Origin of the sequence: Nocardia harenae NBRC 108248 (assembly GCF_001612885.1) — a bacterium.
GTDB lineage: Bacteria > Actinomycetota > Actinomycetes > Mycobacteriales > Mycobacteriaceae > Nocardia > Nocardia harenae.
This window is the reverse complement of sequence record NZ_BDBH01000007.1, coordinates 577,249-593,964: the sequence shown is the minus strand read 5'-3', so window position 1 is coordinate 593,964 and position 16,716 is coordinate 577,249. Positions and strand designations below refer to the sequence as shown.

Below are 16,716 nucleotides of genomic sequence, written 5' to 3'. Positions count from 1 at the left end.
CAGAAGGTACACCGGGGCCGAATGCCCGCTCGCCGCAAGGTTTCCGGTGGCGGCCGCGGTCTACTCGGCGCCGCGGCGGCCGAGCCACTGCGCGATCTCGACCAGCACGATGCCGACCGCGCCACAGCCGAAGGCGGCCGCGGTGAGCCGCGGGTTCGAGGGGTCGAGCAGGAAGAACTCGCGGGTGACGGGCAGCGAGAAGAGCAGCACGTAGGCCAGCACCGAGGCGCCGATCAGCACCACCTTCCACCACACGTAGGGCCGCGCCACGATCGCCAGCACCCACACCGCGATCACGATGAGCGTGATCAGCGCGGTGGTGCCCGCCTGGATCCGCTGCTGCTCGCCCGCCTCCGGCCCGGCGTAGGCGATCAGGTAGGCCACGAAGGTGGCGACGCCGATCACCACCCCGGACGGAATGGCCAGCTTCATCACCCTGGCCACGAAGCCGGTGCGGGCGCGCTCGTTGTTCGGCGCCAGCGAGAGCACGAAGGCCGGGATGCCGATGGTGAACCACGCCGCGATGGTCACGTGCCGCGGCAGGAACGGGTAGCCGATCGGGTCGTAGCCGAAGATCTGCGAGCCGATCCCGGCCAGCCCGACCAGGAAGGCGAGCAGCACCGAGTACACGGTCTTGGTGAGGAAGAGATTGGAGACCCGCTCGATATTGCCGATCACCCGGCGGCCCTCGCCCACCACGTACGGCAGCGTGGCGAACCTGTTGTCCAGCAGCACGATCTGCGCCACCGCGCGGGTGGCAGGGCTGCCCGACCCCATGGCGACGCCGATATCCGAGTCCTTCAGCGCCAGCACGTCGTTCACGCCGTCGCCGGTCATGGCGACGGTGTGGCCGCGGGATTGCAGCGCGCCCACCATGGCGCGCTTCTGGTCCGGCCGCACCCGGCCGAAGGTGGTCTCGCGCTCCAGCACGCCCGCCAGCTCGTCGCGGCCCTCGGGCAGGGTGCGAGCGTCGACGGCGTGGTCGCCGCCGGGCAGCTCCAGCGAGGTGGCGACGGCGCCGACCGAGACCGCGTTGTCGCCGGAGATCACCTTGATGGCGACGTCCTGCCTGGCGAAGTAGTCGAGCGTCGCGCGGGCGTCGGGGCGCACCTTCTGCTCCAGCACCACCAGCGCCTCCGGGGTGACCGCGCCGGGGGCGTCCGGCGCGTCCACCGCGCGGTCGCTGCGCGCGAGCAGCAGCACCCGGAGCCCGGAGGCGCCGAGCTCCTCGGCCCTGCGGGCCGCCGCCGACTGCGGGTCGAGCAGCACGTCGGGGGCGCCGAGCAGCCAATTCCCGTGCTCGCCGTAGGAGTGGCCGCTCCACTTGGTGGCGGAGGAGAACGGGGCCACCGCGGTGGAGCGCCAGCCCGGGCGCTCCGGCAGCGCCTCGGCCAGCGCCTGCACGCTGGCGTTCGGGCGCGGGTCGTCGGCGGCGAGCGCGGCCAGCGCGGTGCGGGCGGGCGCGGCGGCGCCGGTCAGGCTCTCGACGTCGGCGAGCCGCATGCCGTTCTCGGTGAGCGTGCCGGTCTTGTCCGCGCAGACCACGTCCACCCTGGCCAGCCCCTCGATCGCGGGCAGCTCCTGGACCAGGCACTTGCGCCTGCCCAGCCGGACCACGCCGACCGCGAAGGCGATGGAGGTCATCAGCACCAGCCCCTCCGGCACCATCGGCACCAGCGCCGCCACCATGCCGGTGACCGCGGGCTGCCAGCTCTGATGGCTGGAGAAGAGCTGGTTGTAGATGCTCAGCAGCCCGGCCGGGACCAGCAGCACGGTGATGAAACGCAGGATCCGGTCGATGCCGCTGCGCAGCTCGGAGTGGACCAGGGTGAACTTGCTCGCCTCCTCGGCCAGCCGGGCGGCGTAGGCCTCGCGCCCGACCTTGGTGGCCCGGTACGCGCCGGAGCCGGAGACCACGAAGCTGCCGGAGAGCACCTCGGCGCCGGTCTTCTTGTCGATCGGGTCGGCCTCGCCGGTGAGCAGCGACTCGTCCACCTCCAGCAACTCGGCCTCGACCACCTCGCCGTCGACCACGATCTGGTCGCCGGGGCCGAGCTCGATCAGGTCGTCCTGCACCACCTCGCCGGGCGGCACCTCGGCGGCGACCCCGTCGCGGCGCACCCGGGGCCGGGCCTGGCCGACGATGGCGAGCTCGTCCAGGGTGCGCTTGGCGCGCACCTCCTGGATGATCCCGACCGCGCTGTTGGCCACGATGAGCAGCCCGAACATGCCGTCGATCGGCGACCCGGCGGCCAGGACGAGCACGAAGAGCACACCGAGGATGGCATTGATCCGGGTGAGGACATTCGCGCGCACGATCTCCCGCACCGAGCGCGAGGCGCGGGCCGGGACGTCGTTGGTGCGGCCGTCGCTGCGACGTTGCTCGACCTCGGCCGCGGTCAGCCCGATCGCGGCATCCGCTCGGACGGAAACAGACATGCCGCAAGGCTACGGGGGTATCGCCATCGGCCCGCACCGAGGCGGCGCGGCGAACTACCGTGGTCCGGGTGTGGCGGAAGAGGTCGGTGCCCGGGGTTGCGTTCGGTGCTTCGGCGTACCTGCTCTGGGGGCTCTTCCCCGCCTTCTTCGGGCTGCTGGCCTTCGCCGGGGCGGTCGAGGTGCTGGCCGAGCGCATCGTCTGGACACTGGTCGTCGTGCTCGCCGTGCTCGCGGTCACCGGGCGGTTGCGGGAGCTGCGCGGGATCGATGCGCGCACCTGGCGGCTGGCCGCTGCGGCGTCGCTGGCCATCTCGGTGAACTGGGGCGTCTACGTCTTCGGGGTGCTCTCCGGGCACGTGGTGGAGTGCGCGCTCGGCTACTTCGTGAACCCGCTGGTGACGGTGGCGTTCGGGGTGCTGATCTTCCGGGAGCGGCTGGCGGGCGCGCAGTGGGCGGCGCTCGGGCTCGGTGCGCTCGCGGTGCTGGTGCTGACCGTCGACTACGGCCGCCCGCCCTGGATCGCGCTCGTCCTCGCCTGCTCGTTCGCCACCTATGGGCTGGTCAAGAAGGTGATCCGGCTGGACGCGCTGCGCAGCGTCGCGGCCGAGGGGGTGGTGGGCGCGCCGATCGCGCTGGCCTTCCTCGTCGTGCTCGCGGCGCGCGGCGAGAGCTCGTTCGGCTCAGGCATCGGGCACACCGCCCTGCTCATGGCCACCGGACCGGTCACCCTGGTGCCGCTGCTGCTCTTCGCCACCGCCGCCCAGCGGGTGCCGCTCTCCACCATGGGGCTGCTGCAGTACCTCACCCCCGCGCTGCAGATGCTGTGGGGCATCGCCGTCCTGCACGAACCCATGCCGCCCTCGCGCTGGGCCGGCTTCGCCCTCATCTGGTGCGCCCTGCTCGTCTTCAGCACGCACGCCGTGTTCCGCGCCCGCGCCAATCGCCGAGCCGCGCCGCAACTCCCGGTGCCCGACCCTGGACAATGACGCCATGGATGCGGAGACACACGATCGCGCGGCGGGCGTCCTGCTCGGCACCGCCGCCGGTGACGCACTGGGCGCGGGTTACGAGTTCACCCACCCGGCCCCGGAGACCCCCATCGACATGATCGGCGGCGGCCCCTTCGGCTGGGCGCCGGGCCAGTGGACCGACGACACCGCCATGGCGATGGTGATCGCGCATGCCGCGGGCGCGCCGGGCAGCGGCATCGACGTGGACGCGGTGGCCGCCGGATTCGTGCGCTGGTGGGATTCGGCCCCGCCGGACGTGGGCGTGCAGACCAGCCGGGTGCTCTCCGCGCGCCCCGGCTCGGCGCACGAGATGCGGCTCGTCGCCGGGCAACTCGACGGCCGCACCGGCGGCAACGGCTCGCTCATGCGGACCGCGCCGGTGGCGCTGGCCTACCTCCGCGACGAGACCGAGTGTCTGCGCGCCGCGGGGGTGCTGAGCACGCTCACGCACCACGACGAGCGAGCGATCCAAGCATGCCGGATCTGGACCGGGGCCATTCGCCGTGCGGTGCTCGGCGGCGGTTTCGCCGGGGTCAGGGAGTACGCGGGGCGGTTCGACCCGGAGTACTGGCTGCCGCTGCTGGACCGGGCCGAGCAGGGCACGCCCGCGGAGTTCCCGGAGAACGGCTGGGTCGTGCACGCGCTGCAGACGGCCTGGTGGGCGATTGCCCACACCCCGGCCGACGGGCCGGGGCACCTGCCGCGCGCACTCGAGCTCTGCGTGCGCGCGGGCGGCGACACCGACACCACCGCCGCCATCGCGGGCGGGCTGCTCGGCGCCGTCTGGGGCGCGAGCGCCGTGCCTGCCCGCTGGCGGGCGCTGCTGCACGGGTACCCGGGGCTCACCGGCGAAGAACTGATCCCCCTCGCAGCCCGGATAGCGGGCCACTGACTCGGCGCCGGACTGCTCGGCGGAGCGGCTTTTCGCCCCAACCGAGCCGATGGCGACGATCCCGTCGCGCTCGGCGGGCAGCCGGTACCGCCGGTGGTCAGCTCGGCCGGGCCCGCGTCGCGCCGGAGCCGTAGCTGCCGCGCCCGGCCCGCACCATCGTTTCGGCCACGGGGTTCGATCGTGCCGGGCGCGACGCGGCGCTCCGCCGGGTCCGGCCATGGAAAGACGGACGGCCGGTCACCCCGGGGAAGGGCGACCGGCCGGGCCGGTTCCGGACCGCGCTCAGGCGGCGCAGGCGACCGACTGCTGGCCCAGGTTGGTCAGCATGGTGCAGGCCCACTGCTTCTGGACCTTCCACTTGCCGTCCTCGGCCACGAACGGCACGTCGACCACGTTGGTCTGCCCGTTGAGCACGAAGTTGGCCTTGGCGTTGACGCTCTCGCCGAACGAGGTCACGTCGGTCACGGTGACCGCGACCCCGGCCGCGTTGGCGGCCTCGGCGAGCCGGTTCGGCAGCTCCGGATCGGCCTCGATGCCCTGCACCAGGTCCAGCTTCTCCGAGCTCGGGATCGCCGGATCCAGCGCGGTGCCGAGCTGCGTGTTCAGCTCGTCGACGGTCGGGACCGGGGGCAGCGCGGCGTTCGCCGCGGAGGTGCTCGCCGCGGCGCTCCTGCTGGTCGTGGTGGCCGACTGGCTCTCGGTGTCGTCGCCACCGCAGGCCGTCAAGCCAAGCGACGCGACGACGGCAAAGCCCGCGATCGCGATTCGTCCGGTCTTACGAAGCTTCAACTGCTCGTTCCTTCACATCTCGGGGCGGTTCGCTGCACGAGCCACCCAGGCTACCTGTCAGCGGAGGCTGCCCAGCGGGTCGGCTCGGGTCAGCCTCGGGTCGTCGGCAGCGAACGTACGCGCCGGGCCCGGCCCTGTCGAGCGGGTCTCGAACCGCACCGTCACCCGCCCGTGCCCCGCCCCCTGCACCCAGCCGTGGCCGTGCTCGGGGTGCGCCACGTCCAGCCCCGGGTACCAGTGCGGCAGCGCGGCGTTCGCCGCCGGGTCCCTGGCCGCCACCGGAAGTGGCTGCGGCACAGCGCCGCCGGGGAAGTAGCCGGGCTCGGCCTCCGGCTCCGCGGGCGCGGGGAGGTCGCGATCCAGCTCCGGGAAGAGCGATTCCTGCCGGACCGTGGAGAGCCCGGCGTACCCGACCCCGACCAGCCGCACCGCCCCCAGCTCCATGGGGTCGATGGCCGAGCGCTGCGCGGCGGTGGCGAGGGTGGCGGCATCGGTGGTGGCGTAGGGCAGGGTGACCGAACGGGTCACGATGCTCATATCCGCCTTCCTGAGCTTGAGCACCACGGTCCGCGCGGCCCTGCCGTCCCTGGTCAGCCGCCGGTACGCGGCCGCGGCCATGGCATCGATGGCCGGGCGCAGCTGGGCAAGCGTCACCAGGTCGTGCTCGTAGGTGGTCTCGGCGCTGATCTGCTTGGCCTCGGCGCGCTCGGCGACCGGGCGGTCGTCGACGCCGCGGGCCAGCCGGTGCAGCGCGGCGCCGACGGTGCCGCCGAGCAGGGCGGCGGCCTCCTGCTCGGGCAGCGCGGCGAAGGCGCCGACGGTCTCGATCCCGGCCGCGCGCAGCCTGCCGTCGGCCACCGGGCCGATCCCCCAGAGCTTGCGCACCGGCAGCGCGGCCAGCAGCGCGCCCTGCTCGGCGGGGGCGATCACCCGGATGCCGTCCGGTTTGGCCAGCCCGGAGGCGATCTTCGCCAGCTGCTTGCCGGTGCCCGCGCCCACCGAGGCGACCAGCCCGGTGCGCTCCCGCACCAGCGCGCGCAGCTCCGCGCAGAACTCCGTCACGGCGGCGACGGTCGCGCCGGCCAGCTCGGCAGGCTCGCCGAACGCCTCGTCGAAGGAGAGCGTCTCCAGCACCGGGATGCGCGCGCGCAGCGCGTCGAAGACCTGCCCGCTCAGCGCGCCGTACACCGCGCCGCGCGGCGGAAGCACCACCGCGGCGCCGCCGACCAGCCTGCGCGCCTGGTGCATGGGCATGGCCGAGCGCGCGCCGAAGATCCGGGACTCGTAGCTGGCCCCGGCCACCACCCCGCGCTGCCCGACCCCGCCGACCAGCACCGGGCGCCCGCGCAGCGTGGGCCGGGTGAGCTGCTCGACCGAGGCGAAGAAGGCGTCCATATCGATGTGCAGCACCCAGCGCCCGGCCGCCTGCCCCGCGCTCACCGGTGCTCCGCACCCCGCGCCGCCCCGCGGCGCGGCACCGGAGCTGGGCGGGCGGCTCTCACAACCGGGAATCTACGCCCGCCCACCGACAGCGAACGCCGTGACCAGGCCGGAATTCGGGGTGGGTGCCGAATCCCCGCCCGGATCGGGGGCTCCGCGCCGACCGGCGGTCGCTGTGTGATGATCGGCGCATGAAGATCCGCAAGGCCGTGATTCCGGCCGCCGGAATCGGCTCCCGGCTGCTGCCGCTGACCAAGGCGATCCCGAAGGAGATGCTTCCGGTCGGCGACAAGCCGGTCATCGAGCACACCGTGCGCGAGCTGGTCGCCTCGGGCATCACCGACATCACCATCGTGGTCAGCGGCGGGAAGTCGCTGATCCAGGACCACTTCCGCCCCAACCCCGCGCTCGTCGCGCAGCTGCGCTCGGACGGCAAGACGGCCTTCGCCGACGCCGTCGAGGAGGTCGGGGAGCTCTCCCGGCGCGGCCACATCACCTACCTGGACCAGCACGGGCCGTACGGCAACGGGACGCCGGTGCTCAATGCCGCGCGGCACGCGGGCGACGAGCCCATGCTCGTGCTCTGGCCGGACGACGTCTTCGTGGCCGAGGTGCCGCGGGCGCAGCAGCTCGTCGATGCCTACGAGAGCACAGGGGCGCCGGTGCTGGCGCTGCTGCCGATGGATCCGGCGGATTCGCAGCGGTACGGCGTTCCGGTGGTGGCCGAGGATCGCGGGGCCGGGCTGCTGCGGATCACCGGGCTGCGGGAGAAGCCGAAGCCCGAGGACGCGCCGTCGGCGTTCGCCGCCATCGGCGGGTACGTGGTGACGCCGGGAATCATCGACGAGCTGCGCTCGCAGACGACGGCGTGGCATCAGCACCGGACCGGGGAGATCTACCTGACGGATGCGATCAATGCGCACGCCGCGGCGAATCCCGTCTTCGGGCAGGTGATCTCCGGGCGCTGGTACGACACCGGGAATCCGGCGGACTACCTGGTCGCCCAGTTCGCCTCCGCGCTGGCGCACCCGGAGTACGGTGCGCTCCTCCGCGACCTCTGCGTGCCGCAGGACTGATCCCGCCGGGGGACGGCAATCCCCGGCGGGGGTCCGGGGGACGCCAGTCCCCCGGGAACCCCTTCACACCTTGGCGACCGCCACCCGGACTCCCCCGCAGACCTCGGGCGCATCCTCCCCCGCCGGACCGAAGTCGAGCGCGGTGGCGAGGATCTCCCCGCTGATGAGAGCCGCGTGCCGCTCGGCCCACCCCCGCTGCTCGGCGGGCACGTCGAGGATCACGGTGATCCGATCCGACACCTCGAGACCGAGCGACTTCCGCGTCTCCTGCAGATCCCGGATGAGATCGCGGGCCCACCCCTCGGCCTCGAGCTCCTCGGTCACCGTGTCGTCGAGCACGACGAGCCCGGCATTCCCCGGCAGCGCGGCAGTGGACTCCGGCGAGGCCGCGACCAGCCGCCTGCTGTACTCCTCCGGCAGCAGCGCCACATCGGCGGCCCGCACGACCCCGTCCGCGTCCTCGGCCCAGTCCCCCGCCTTGACCGCCTTGATCACCGCCTGCACCTGCTTGCCGAGCCGGGGCCCGGCCACCCGCGCGTTCACCGTCAGCTCGAAGCGCCCGTGCCCGTCGACATCGGTGGTGAGCGTGACCTTCTTGACGTTCACCTCGTCGGCGATGACGTCGGTGTAGGGCCGCAGCCGCTCGGCGTCGGCCGCCGCGATGGTCACCTCGGCGAGCGGCAGCCGCACCCGCAGCTTCTTCGCCTTGCGCAGGCTCAGCACGGTGGAGCAGACCGTGCGCACCTCGTCCATGGTGGCGACCAGCTCGGCGTCGTGCGGCAGCTCGCCCTCGGCGGGCCAGTCGGCGAGGTGCACCGAGCGGCCGCCGGTGAGCCCGCGCCAGATCACCTCGGTGATCAGCGGCAGCAGCGGCGCGGCCAGCCTGGTCACCACCTCCAGCACGGTGTGCAGGGTGTCGACGGCATCGCGGTCCTCGCTCCAGAACCGGTTCCGGCTCCGGCGCACGTACCAGTTGGTGAGCGCGTCGGCGAAGGTGCGCAGCTCGTCGCAGGCACCGGCGATGTCGTACTCCTCCAGCGCCACCGTGACCGCGTCGCGGGTCGCCGCGAGCTTGGCCAGGATGTACCGGTCCAGCACGTGCGGCGAATCGGTGCGCCAGGTGCCCGGCTCGGTGGCGTAGAGCTGGAGGAAGGTCCAGGCGTTCCAGAGCGGCCGCAGCGCGTGCGAGACGCCCTCGCGGATGCCGCGCTCGGTGACGATGAGGTTGCCGCCGCGCAGGATCGGCGAGCTCATCAGGAACCAGCGCATGGCATCCGAGCCGTCCCGGTCGAACACCTCCTTGACGTCCGGGTAGTTGCCCTTGGACTTGCTCATCTTGAGCCCGTCGTCGCCGAGCACGATGCCGTGCGCCGCGACGGTCTCGAACGCCGGGCTGTCGAAGAGCGCCGTCGCCAGCACGTGCAGCGTGTAGAACCAGCCGCGGGTCTGGCCGTTGTACTCGACGATGAAATCGCCAGGGAAGTGGCCGTCGAACCACTCCTTGTTCTCGAACGGGTAGTGCACCTGGGCGTACGGCATGGAGCCGGACTCGAACCAGCAGTCCAGCACCTCCGGCACCCGGCGCATGGTGGACGCACCCGTCGGGTCGTCCGGGTTGGGCCGGGTCAGCTCGTCGATCATGGGCCGGTGCAGGTCGGTGGGGCGCACGCCGAAGTCGCGCTCCAGCTCGTCCAGCGAGCCGTACACGTCGAGCCGGGGGTAGGCCGGGTCGTCCGAACTCCAGACCGGGATCGGGCTGCCCCAGTAGCGGTTCCGGCTGATGTTCCAGTCGCGCGCGCCCTCCAGCCACTTGCCGAACTGGCCGTCCCTGATGTGCTCCGGCACCCAGGTGATCTGCTTGTTCAGCTCCACCATGCGGTCGCGGAACGTGGTGACGGCGACGAACCAGGAGGGCACCGCCATGTAGATGAGCGGCTGCCCGGAGCGCCAGCTGTGCGGGTAGGAGTGCTCGATCGTCTCGTGCCGCAGCAGCTTTCCGGCCGCCCTGAGGTCCTTGATGATCACCGGGTTGGCGTCGAAGACCATCAGCCCCTCGTACGGCGGCACCATCGAGGTGAACTTGCCGCCCTGGTCGAGCGGCTGCACCAGCTCGATGCCGTTGGCCACGCAGACCTCCATGTCCTCCTCGCCGAACGCGGGCGCGAGATGCACGACGCCCGTTCCGGAATCGGTGGTCACGTAGTCGGCGGCGAGCACCCGGTGCGCGTTCGGGTGGCCCGCGAAGAAGTCGAAGGCCGGGGTGTAGGCCAGGTCGACCAGCGCGGCGCCGAAGTGCTCGGAGAGCACCTCCGGCTCCTCGCCCAGCTCGCGCGCGTAGTGCGAAACCCGCTCGGCGGCCAGCACATAGCGCTTGCCGTCGGCGCCGCGCAGGTGCACGTAGGTGAGGTCGGGGTGTACCGCGACGGCGAGGTTGGAGGGGAGCGTCCACGGCGTGGTGGTCCAGATGAGCGCGGCGGCGCCGTCGAGCTCGCGCAGCGGGTGGTCGTCCGGCACCCGCAGCACCATGTCGACGGTGACCGCCGGATCCTGGCGCATCTTGTAGGCGTCGTCGAGCCGGGTCTCCTGGTTCGACAGCGGCGTCTGCTCGTACCAGCTGTACGGCAGCACCCGGAAGCCCTTGTAGATCAGCCCCCTGTCGTACAGGGTCTTGAACGCCCACATGACCGACTCCATGAAGTCGAGATCGAGCGTCTTGTAGTCGTTGTCGAAGTCCACCCAGCGCGCCTGGCGGGTGACGTAGTCGCGCCATTCCCCGGTATAGCGCAGCACCGAGGACTTGCACGCCGCATTGAATTCGGCGAGCCCCATGGCGTCGATCTGTGATTTGTCCGTGATACCGAGCTGCTTTTCCGCTTCGATTTCCGCGGGCAGCCCGTGACAGTCCCATCCGAAGCGGCGGTCGACGCGGTTTCCGCGCATCGTCCGGAAACGCGGAACGAGATCTTTCACGTATCCGGTGAGCAAATGACCGTAATGCGGCAGCCCGTTGGCAAACGGCGGGCCGTCGTAGAAGACGAACTCCGGTGCCGCGGAACGGTTTTCGATACTCGCCCGGAAGGTGTCGTCGGCCGCCCACGCGTCGAGCACGCGGCGCTCCAGCTCCGGGAACGCCGAGCCCGCGCCCGCGGCGAGGTCGACGCGCGGGTACGCGCTGCGGGAAGTGTCGTCCGCCATGGCGGTGTGCAGTCTCCTCCGTGCCGCCGCGCCCATCGGCGCGGTTCGCTGGCACGGGGACGACGCCGGCGCGGATGCGCCGAGGCCGCGGTACCACCCCGCTTGCCCGGCCGCGGCCGGACCTCTTCGTTGCGAGCTGTGACGGGCTCGACCCGTTCGGTTCTACTGAGCGCGCCGGACGCGCCGTTCTTCCGAAGACTCCCCGGTGATGGCCGGATCGACGCCTGACAGGTTTCAGTCTAGCGGCGGCGGTCAACCCTTTTCGGAGCGGGCGCCTGTTCGCCGTCGTCGGGCCGCCGGACCGCGAGCGCGCTCGCCAGCAACAGCACCGCACCGAGCACGCACACCACGATGCAGCCCCAGGCCCAGAGCACCGAACCGGTGGTCAGCGCCGTGACGAGCAGGGCGAAGCCGATCGCGGCGAGCACCAGCGTCAGTACCAGCATGGTGACCCCCAGGGGACTCGACAGGACTCGCTACCGCTCGGCAACTGCCGAACGGACCCTGCTGCAAGTCTACTTGCCGCCCTTGGCGAAGGACGCGGGCGCGAGGCTGTTCGCGCCGGTGTCGAAGCCGCCGTCATCCACCGGGACCGCCGAGCCGCGGTTCTCCAGCTCCTCCAGCTGCGACTCCAGGTAAGACTTCAGCCGCACCCGGTACTCCCGCTCGAAGGTCTTGAGCTGCTCGATCCGGCTCTCCAGCACGCTGCGCTGCTGGGTGATGGTCGCCATGATCTCGGTGTGCTTGCGCTCGGCGTCGGCCTGCAGCGCGTCCGCCTTCTCCTTGGCCTGGCGGAGCTGATTGTCCGACCGGGTCTGCGCGTCGGAGAGCATGGCGTCGGACTTGCCCCTGGCGTCCGCGATCATCGAATCGGAGCGGTTGCGGGCGTCGGCCACCAGTCGCTCGGAGTTCGCTCGCGCATTGGAGAGCAGGTTCTCCGCCTCGCTCTTGGCATCGCTGGTGAGCCGGTCGGCCATCTCCTGGGCCAGGCTGAGCACCTTGGCCGCCTGCAGGTTCGCGTCGACGCCCGGGCCCTCCGCAGCCGGTACCGCGGGCATCGGCGGCTGCGGGGCGGGGGGCACCGGTTGTTTGATCGGTTCTGGGGGCGGTGCCTGCTGGACCGGGGGTTTCGCGATGCCGGGGCCGGGGCCGCGGTTCTTCTTGGCATCGGTCAGCTCGGCATCCAGCTCGGCCACGCGCTGTCGCAGGTCGGCGTTCTCCTCGATCAGCCGCGACAGCTCCTGCTCCACCAGATCCAGGAACGCGTCGACCTCGTCCTCGTTGTAGCCGCGCTTCCCGATCGGCGGTTTGCTGAACGCGACGTTGTGCACATCGGCTGGGGTCAGCGGCATCGAAGGATCCCTTCACGCGTCTTTTGGAGATCTGGCAGATCTGACATCTCGTTCCCATCCCATTCTGTCACACGGGAGCTACGGGCTGCCCGAGCCTGCCCACGATGGACATCAGGATGAACACGATGAATAGCAGAACCATAATCGACAGATCGAGCCGAATTCCCCCCAGCGACACCGGTGGTATCAAGCGCCTCAGGAGTTTCACGGGCGGATCCGTGATCGTGAAGATCACCTCGAGCACGACCACCACGAACCCGGTCGGGCGCCAGTCACGGGCGAAGCTGCGGATGAACTCCACGATCACCCGGCTGATCAGCAGCAACCAGAAGATGAACAGGACGAAGTAGAGCACCGCGAAGACCACCACGACATCACTCTGCCCGAAAATCGGCGACCTGCAAAACGACCGCGCCGGTCCGGCTCGGCCGGACCGGCGCGGTGCACTCGGGCAACGCCGTTACTTCTGGTTGTAGAAGCCGGTTTCCGCGATCCGGCGACGCTCCTCCGCCGAGACGTCGACGTCCGCCGGTGAGAGCAGAAACACCTTGGTCGCCACCTTGTCGAACGAGCCACGCAGCGCGAACGCCAGCCCGGCGGCGAAGTCGACCAGCCGCTTGGCGTCGGCGTTGCTCAGGTCGACCAGGTCCATGATCACCGGGTTGCCCTCGCGGAAGCGCTCGCCGATGATGCGCGCCTCGCTGTAGTCCCGCGGGCGCAGCGTGGTGATCTTGGACAAGGGACCTCCGTCCTCGAAGATCCCCGGCCGCCGGGTGGCGACCGGCTCGGCGCGCATGCGCTCCTCCAGCCGGCGCTCCTCCGCCTCGGGGTCGACCGCGAGCGCGCCGCGGGTCGCCCCGCGCATCATCGGCGCGCCGCCGCCCGCGCGGAACCGCCCGGCCGCCGCCGAGTCGATCCGGGTGGGGCGGCGCGGTGGCGGCTCGTAGCGATCGTCGGAGTACCCCTCGTCGGCGTACTCCTCGCGCCGCGGCAGCGGCGGGTAGCCGCCGGAGTAGGGCGACTTGTAGGCCGGCTCGGGGTAGTCGGATTCGGCGGCGTAGTGGTCGTCGCCATAGCCGTCGGAGGGGGAGCCGTAGCGGCTGTACGCGCCGTACTCCCGGTCGAATTCGCGAGCGCGGACCCGCCGGGGGCCGCGGTCGTCGATGCCGTGCGGGGCCCGGTCGTCGACATAGTCGTCCTCGTACTCGTCGAGTGGAACCATGCCGAAGTACGCCTTGAACTTGTGCAGCGTGCTCATCTGGTCGACCTTCCTTCGGCCCCGGTGGCGGCCGGGTGTTGAAGTCTTGCTCAGCACCCCTCGTCAGTCCCCAGCATATGTGTCGAATGTGACTGATGAGGTTTCTTTGCTAGCCCGAGGTTATCGGGCGTGTACCCAGGAGCGCGGTACCGACACGCACACAGGTGGAACCGTGTGCCACAGCTGATTCCAGATCGCCCGACATGCCCGCCGAGAGTTCGCTCGCGCCCGGGTGATCGGCCTGCAACCGGGTGTGCAGTGTCTCGAGCACGGCGAAGGAGCTATCGGGGTCGGCGTCCACGGGCGGAATCGCCATCAGCCCAGCGAGTTCCAGCGCGGGGGCGGCCGCGATCCGGTCGGCGAGCGCGGGCAGCTCGGCCGGTTCGACGCCGCCTCTTCCCGGGTCGGTGTCCAGGCTGACCTGCAGCAGCACGCGCAGCGGGGCGGTGCGCTCCCCCGCGTCGAGCGCGGCGCTCGCGGCGGTGTCCAGTGCGGCGGCGAGCCGTTCGCTGTCCACCGATTGCACGGTGTGCGCCCAGCGGGCCACCGCTTTGGCCTTGTTGCGCTGGAGTCGCCCGATCATGTGCCACGCCACGGGCTCGGCGAAACCCGGTGCGAGCTCGGCGACCTTGGCGGTCGCCTCCTGCTCGCGGGATTCGCCGAACGCGCGGCAGCCGAGGTCGTAGAGGATCGCGATATCCGCGGCCGGGTGGAACTTGGTCACCGGGAGCAGCCGCACCTCGTCCGCGGCGCGCCCCGCGGCGGCGCAGGCGGCCGCGATCCGGGTCGTGACGGCGGCGAGCCGCTCGGCGAGCTCGGCCGCGCGCGCCGAGCCGGCCGCCGCGGCCGGGTGGTCACCTGCCCGCGCGGGCCCGGGGGCGCGCGATTCCGGCCCGCTCATACGCCCGCCGTCCGCTGCGCGCGTGCGGGCCCGCCGCGCTCCGCCCCAGCCCTCATGTCCGGCCCGCTCACGACCCCGCCTGCATCCAGATCACCCCGGCGATCCGGCCGGTGGGGGCGGTGCGGCGATGGCTGAAGAGCGTCCGGTCCTCGATGGTGCAGCGCGGGTCGGCCGCGACCCCGCCGACCCCGGCGGCCTCGAGCTGCCTGCGGATCCCGGCCCGCAGGTCGAGCGACGGGGTGCCGCGCACGGTGGTGGCGGCGCTGCCTGGCAGGTGCGCCTCGACGTCGGCGCGCATGGCGGCGGGCACCTCGTACTGCCTGCCGGAGGCGGCCGGGCCGAGGAAGGCGCCGATCCGCTCGACCCGCGCGCCCACCGCGGTCATGGCCTCCAGCACCAGGGGGACGATGCCGATCCTGGCGCCGACCCGGCCCGCGTGCACGGCGGCGATCACCCCCGCCTCGTCGTCGGAGAGCAGCACCGGGACGCAGTCCGCGGTGAGCACCACCAGCGCCAGGTTCGGCACCGTGGTCACCAGCGCGTCGGTGGCGGGCACCGGCTCGGCGCGCGGGCCGTCCACGATCTCCACCGCGCGGCCGTGGATCTGCTCCATCCACACCAGCCGCTCCGGGGCCAGCCCGATGCCGTCGGCCAGCCGCTGCCGGTTCCGCCGCACCGCCGCCGGGTCGTCGCCGACGTGGTCGCCGAGGTTAAAGCCGTCGTAGGGCGCGGCCGAGAAGCCGCCCGCGCGCGTCGTGGTGACCCGGCGGACGGTGAGCACGGGAGCGGAAGTCATGGCTCCGAGCTTAATCCGCGCCCGAGCCGGCGACCGGCGTCGCCCGCGACCACCGGGCCCCGGCTCCGGGGCGGCGGCCTCGGGACACCGGGCGACCGCACGTCCGGGCGGCACGGCGCGGCCCCCGGCTCCGGGGGTGGCGGCGAGGGCCGCGGGTGAGTCAGTGCCGCATGAAGTCGGGCACGTCGACGTCGTCGTCGTCCGGCGGGTCGATGCGGGTGCGCGGGGTGGGCTCGGCGGCCGGGCGCAGCCGGTCCGGTTCCCGGTAGTTCGGCACCGCGCCGCGGCCGCTGTCGTAGGACGGCGGGTCGACGCCGCGGGCCAGGTGATCGCTGCTGCTGCCGCGCTGGCCGATCTCGCCCGCCCGCGCCGAGCCGATGGTGCCGCGCACCGACCCGGGATCGAAGACCCGCTTGGTCGGGCCGCCGCTGTCGAACCCCGCGGCGATCACCGTCACCCTGACCTCGTCGCCGAGCGAATCGTCGATCACCGTGCCGAAGATGATGTTGGCCTCGATGTGCGCGGCCTCCTGCACCAGCGAGGCCGCCTCGTTGATCTCGAAGAGCCCGAGGTCCGAGCCGCCGGCGATCGAGAGCAGCACGCCGTGCGCGCCGTCCATCGACGCCTCGAGCAGCGGCGAGTTGATCGCCGACTCCGCCGCCTTCACCGACCGGCCCTCGCCGCGCGCCGAGCCGATGCCCATGAGCGCGCTGCCCGCGCCGGACATGACGCTCTTGACGTCCGCGAAGTCGACGTTGATCAGGCCGGGGGTGGTGATCAGGTCGGTAATGCCCTGGACACCGTTGAGCAGCACCTCGTCCGCCGAGCGGAAGGCGTCCATCAGGCTCACCGCCGCATCGCCGAGCTGCAGCAGCCGGTCGTTCGGGATGACGATCAGGGTGTCGCAGGACTCGCGCAGCGCGGCGATGCCGGTCTCGGCCTGGTTGCCGCGGCGCTTGCCCTCGAAGGAGAACGGCCGGGTGACGACGCCGATGGTGAGCGCGCCGAGCTTGCGCGCGATGCTGGCCACGACCGGCGCACCGCCGGTGCCGGTGCCGCCGCCCTCACCCGCGGTGACGAAGACCATGTCGGCGCCCTTGAGCACCTCTTCGATCTCGTCCTTGTGGTCCTCGGCGGCCTTCCGGCCGACCTCCGGATCGGCGCCCGCGCCGAGCCCGCGGGTGAGCTCGCGGCCCACGTCGAGCTTCACGTCGGCGTCGCTCATCAGCAGCGCCTGCGCGTCGGTGTTGACCGCGATGAACTCGACTCCCTTGAGTCCCTGTTCGATCATTCGGTTGACGGCGTTCACGCCGCCGCCACCGATGCCGACGACCTTGATCACAGCAAGGTAGTTGTGCGGGGGCGTCATGAGCTCTCGCCTTCCTTCGATCTCGAGCCTGTCGTGTGCGGATCCCGGACCTCGGGCGGCGCCGTCCGGGAACCCGGCAAGCGGGCCGTCCCGGGCGACGGGCCGCCCCCCGGGCAAACCCTAAAGCTGAACCATAGGGTTAGCGTTCTGTCAAGTCTCCGACTGGAACGGAACGCTATTCGCCGTGCTCGCGATCCGC

At 72.0% G+C, this 16,716-nt stretch carries 14 protein-coding genes; 3 read left to right on the top strand and 11 right to left on the bottom strand.

Annotated features, from left to right (window positions below; translation table 11 throughout):
* Positions 1-60: 60 nt before the first annotated feature.
* Positions 61-2,439 carry an HAD-IC family P-type ATPase gene (locus tag NH2_RS18290; RefSeq protein WP_067655274.1) on the bottom strand — a complete coding sequence of 793 codons (2,379 nt, stop codon included), beginning with the start codon at positions 2,437-2,439 and terminating at the stop codon, positions 61-63.
* Between the two features lie 86 nt (positions 2,440-2,525).
* Here NH2_RS18290 and rarD point away from each other — a divergent pair, with 86 nt between their 5' ends.
* Positions 2,526-3,425, top strand: coding sequence for an EamA family transporter RarD (gene rarD / locus NH2_RS18285; protein ID WP_439951758.1), 900 nt, complete (start codon positions 2,526-2,528; stop codon positions 3,423-3,425).
* A 4-nt stretch (positions 3,426-3,429) separates the two neighbouring features.
* A complete protein-coding gene (locus NH2_RS18280) occupies positions 3,430-4,341 on the top strand; it encodes an ADP-ribosylglycohydrolase family protein (protein ID WP_067655271.1) in 912 nt (303 codons plus the stop codon).
* A gap of 282 nt (positions 4,342-4,623) precedes the next feature.
* Here the strand turns inward: NH2_RS18280 and NH2_RS18275 are convergent, their stop codons facing one another.
* Both NH2_RS18275 and NH2_RS18270 read right to left on the bottom strand, forming a co-directional pair.
* The gene (locus tag NH2_RS18275) at positions 4,624-5,130 is read right to left on the bottom strand and encodes a WKL family lipoprotein (protein ID WP_067655268.1); all 507 of its coding nucleotides are present in this window, start codon (positions 5,128-5,130) and stop codon (positions 4,624-4,626) included.
* 57 nt (positions 5,131-5,187) lie between these two features.
* Positions 5,188-6,525 carry a DNA polymerase IV gene (locus NH2_RS18270; RefSeq protein ID WP_439951762.1) on the bottom strand — a complete coding sequence of 446 codons (1,338 nt, stop codon included), beginning with the start codon at positions 6,523-6,525 and terminating at the stop codon, positions 5,188-5,190.
* Between the two features lie 236 nt (positions 6,526-6,761).
* Here NH2_RS18270 and NH2_RS18265 point away from each other — a divergent pair, with 236 nt between their 5' ends.
* Positions 6,762-7,646: a UTP--glucose-1-phosphate uridylyltransferase gene (locus NH2_RS18265; RefSeq protein WP_067655265.1), complete on the top strand. Its 885-nt coding sequence runs from the start codon at positions 6,762-6,764 to the stop codon at positions 7,644-7,646.
* Between the two features lie 63 nt (positions 7,647-7,709).
* Here the strand turns inward: NH2_RS18265 and ileS are convergent, their stop codons facing one another.
* The 8 genes from ileS to ftsZ all read right to left on the bottom strand — a co-directional run bounded on the left by ileS (position 7,710) and on the right by ftsZ (position 16,517).
* Positions 7,710-10,841 (bottom strand): isoleucine--tRNA ligase, encoded by a 3,132-nt coding sequence (ileS, locus tag NH2_RS18260; RefSeq protein WP_067655262.1) that lies wholly within the window; start codon positions 10,839-10,841, stop codon positions 7,710-7,712.
* 239 nt (positions 10,842-11,080) lie between these two features.
* Entirely contained in the window at positions 11,081-11,287 is a 207-nt protein-coding gene (locus tag NH2_RS18255; RefSeq protein ID WP_067655259.1) for a hypothetical protein, read from the bottom strand.
* Between the two features lie 69 nt (positions 11,288-11,356).
* Positions 11,357-12,193 carry a DivIVA-like cell division protein Wag31 gene (wag31, locus tag NH2_RS18250; protein WP_067655256.1) on the bottom strand — a complete coding sequence of 279 codons (837 nt, stop codon included), beginning with the start codon at positions 12,191-12,193 and terminating at the stop codon, positions 11,357-11,359.
* A 67-nt stretch (positions 12,194-12,260) separates the two neighbouring features.
* On the bottom strand, positions 12,261-12,563 hold the full coding sequence (locus tag NH2_RS18245) for a YggT family protein (RefSeq protein WP_067655253.1): 303 nt from the start codon (positions 12,561-12,563) through the stop codon (positions 12,261-12,263).
* 90 nt (positions 12,564-12,653) lie between these two features.
* A complete protein-coding gene (locus NH2_RS18240) occupies positions 12,654-13,451 on the bottom strand; it encodes a cell division protein SepF (RefSeq protein WP_067655250.1) in 798 nt (265 codons plus the stop codon).
* Positions 13,452-13,560: 109 nt separating this feature from the next.
* The gene (locus tag NH2_RS18235) at positions 13,561-14,352 is read right to left on the bottom strand and encodes a YggS family pyridoxal phosphate-dependent enzyme (RefSeq protein WP_084505636.1); all 792 of its coding nucleotides are present in this window, start codon (positions 14,350-14,352) and stop codon (positions 13,561-13,563) included.
* A 67-nt stretch (positions 14,353-14,419) separates the two neighbouring features.
* Complete coding sequence (pgeF, locus tag NH2_RS18230; protein ID WP_067655247.1) at positions 14,420-15,148, bottom strand: peptidoglycan editing factor PgeF; 729 nt, start codon at positions 15,146-15,148, stop codon at positions 14,420-14,422.
* A 160-nt stretch (positions 15,149-15,308) separates the two neighbouring features.
* Positions 15,309-16,517 carry a cell division protein FtsZ gene (ftsZ, locus tag NH2_RS18225; protein WP_067655244.1) on the bottom strand — a complete coding sequence of 403 codons (1,209 nt, stop codon included), beginning with the start codon at positions 16,515-16,517 and terminating at the stop codon, positions 15,309-15,311.
* Positions 16,518-16,716: the final 199 nt, after the last annotated feature.

Excerpts from the sequence above, each read along its gene's own strand:
- pgeF (WP_067655247.1), bottom strand. The coding sequence starts at position 15,148 with ATGACTTCCGCTCCCGTGCTCACCGTCCGCCGGGTCACCACGACGCGC.
- NH2_RS18290 (WP_067655274.1), bottom strand. The coding sequence starts at position 2,439 with ATGTCTGTTTCCGTCCGAGCGGATGCCGCGATCGGGCTGACCGCGGCC.
- NH2_RS18270 (WP_439951762.1), bottom strand. The coding sequence starts at position 6,525 with ATGGACGCCTTCTTCGCCTCGGTCGAGCAGCTCACCCGGCCCACGCTG.
- NH2_RS18265 (WP_067655265.1), top strand. The coding sequence starts at position 6,762 with ATGAAGATCCGCAAGGCCGTGATTCCGGCCGCCGGAATCGGCTCCCGG.
- NH2_RS18280 (WP_067655271.1), top strand. The coding sequence starts at position 3,430 with ATGGATGCGGAGACACACGATCGCGCGGCGGGCGTCCTGCTCGGCACC.
- wag31 (WP_067655256.1), bottom strand. The coding sequence starts at position 12,193 with ATGCCGCTGACCCCAGCCGATGTGCACAACGTCGCGTTCAGCAAACCG.
- NH2_RS18235 (WP_084505636.1), bottom strand. The coding sequence starts at position 14,352 with ATGAGCGGGCCGGAATCGCGCGCCCCCGGGCCCGCGCGGGCAGGTGAC.
- NH2_RS18255 (WP_067655259.1), bottom strand. The coding sequence starts at position 11,287 with ATGCTGGTACTGACGCTGGTGCTCGCCGCGATCGGCTTCGCCCTGCTC.
- NH2_RS18240 (WP_067655250.1), bottom strand. The coding sequence starts at position 13,451 with ATGAGCACGCTGCACAAGTTCAAGGCGTACTTCGGCATGGTTCCACTC.
- ftsZ (WP_067655244.1), bottom strand. The coding sequence starts at position 16,517 with ATGACGCCCCCGCACAACTACCTTGCTGTGATCAAGGTCGTCGGCATC.
- ileS (WP_067655262.1), bottom strand. The coding sequence starts at position 10,841 with ATGGCGGACGACACTTCCCGCAGCGCGTACCCGCGCGTCGACCTCGCC.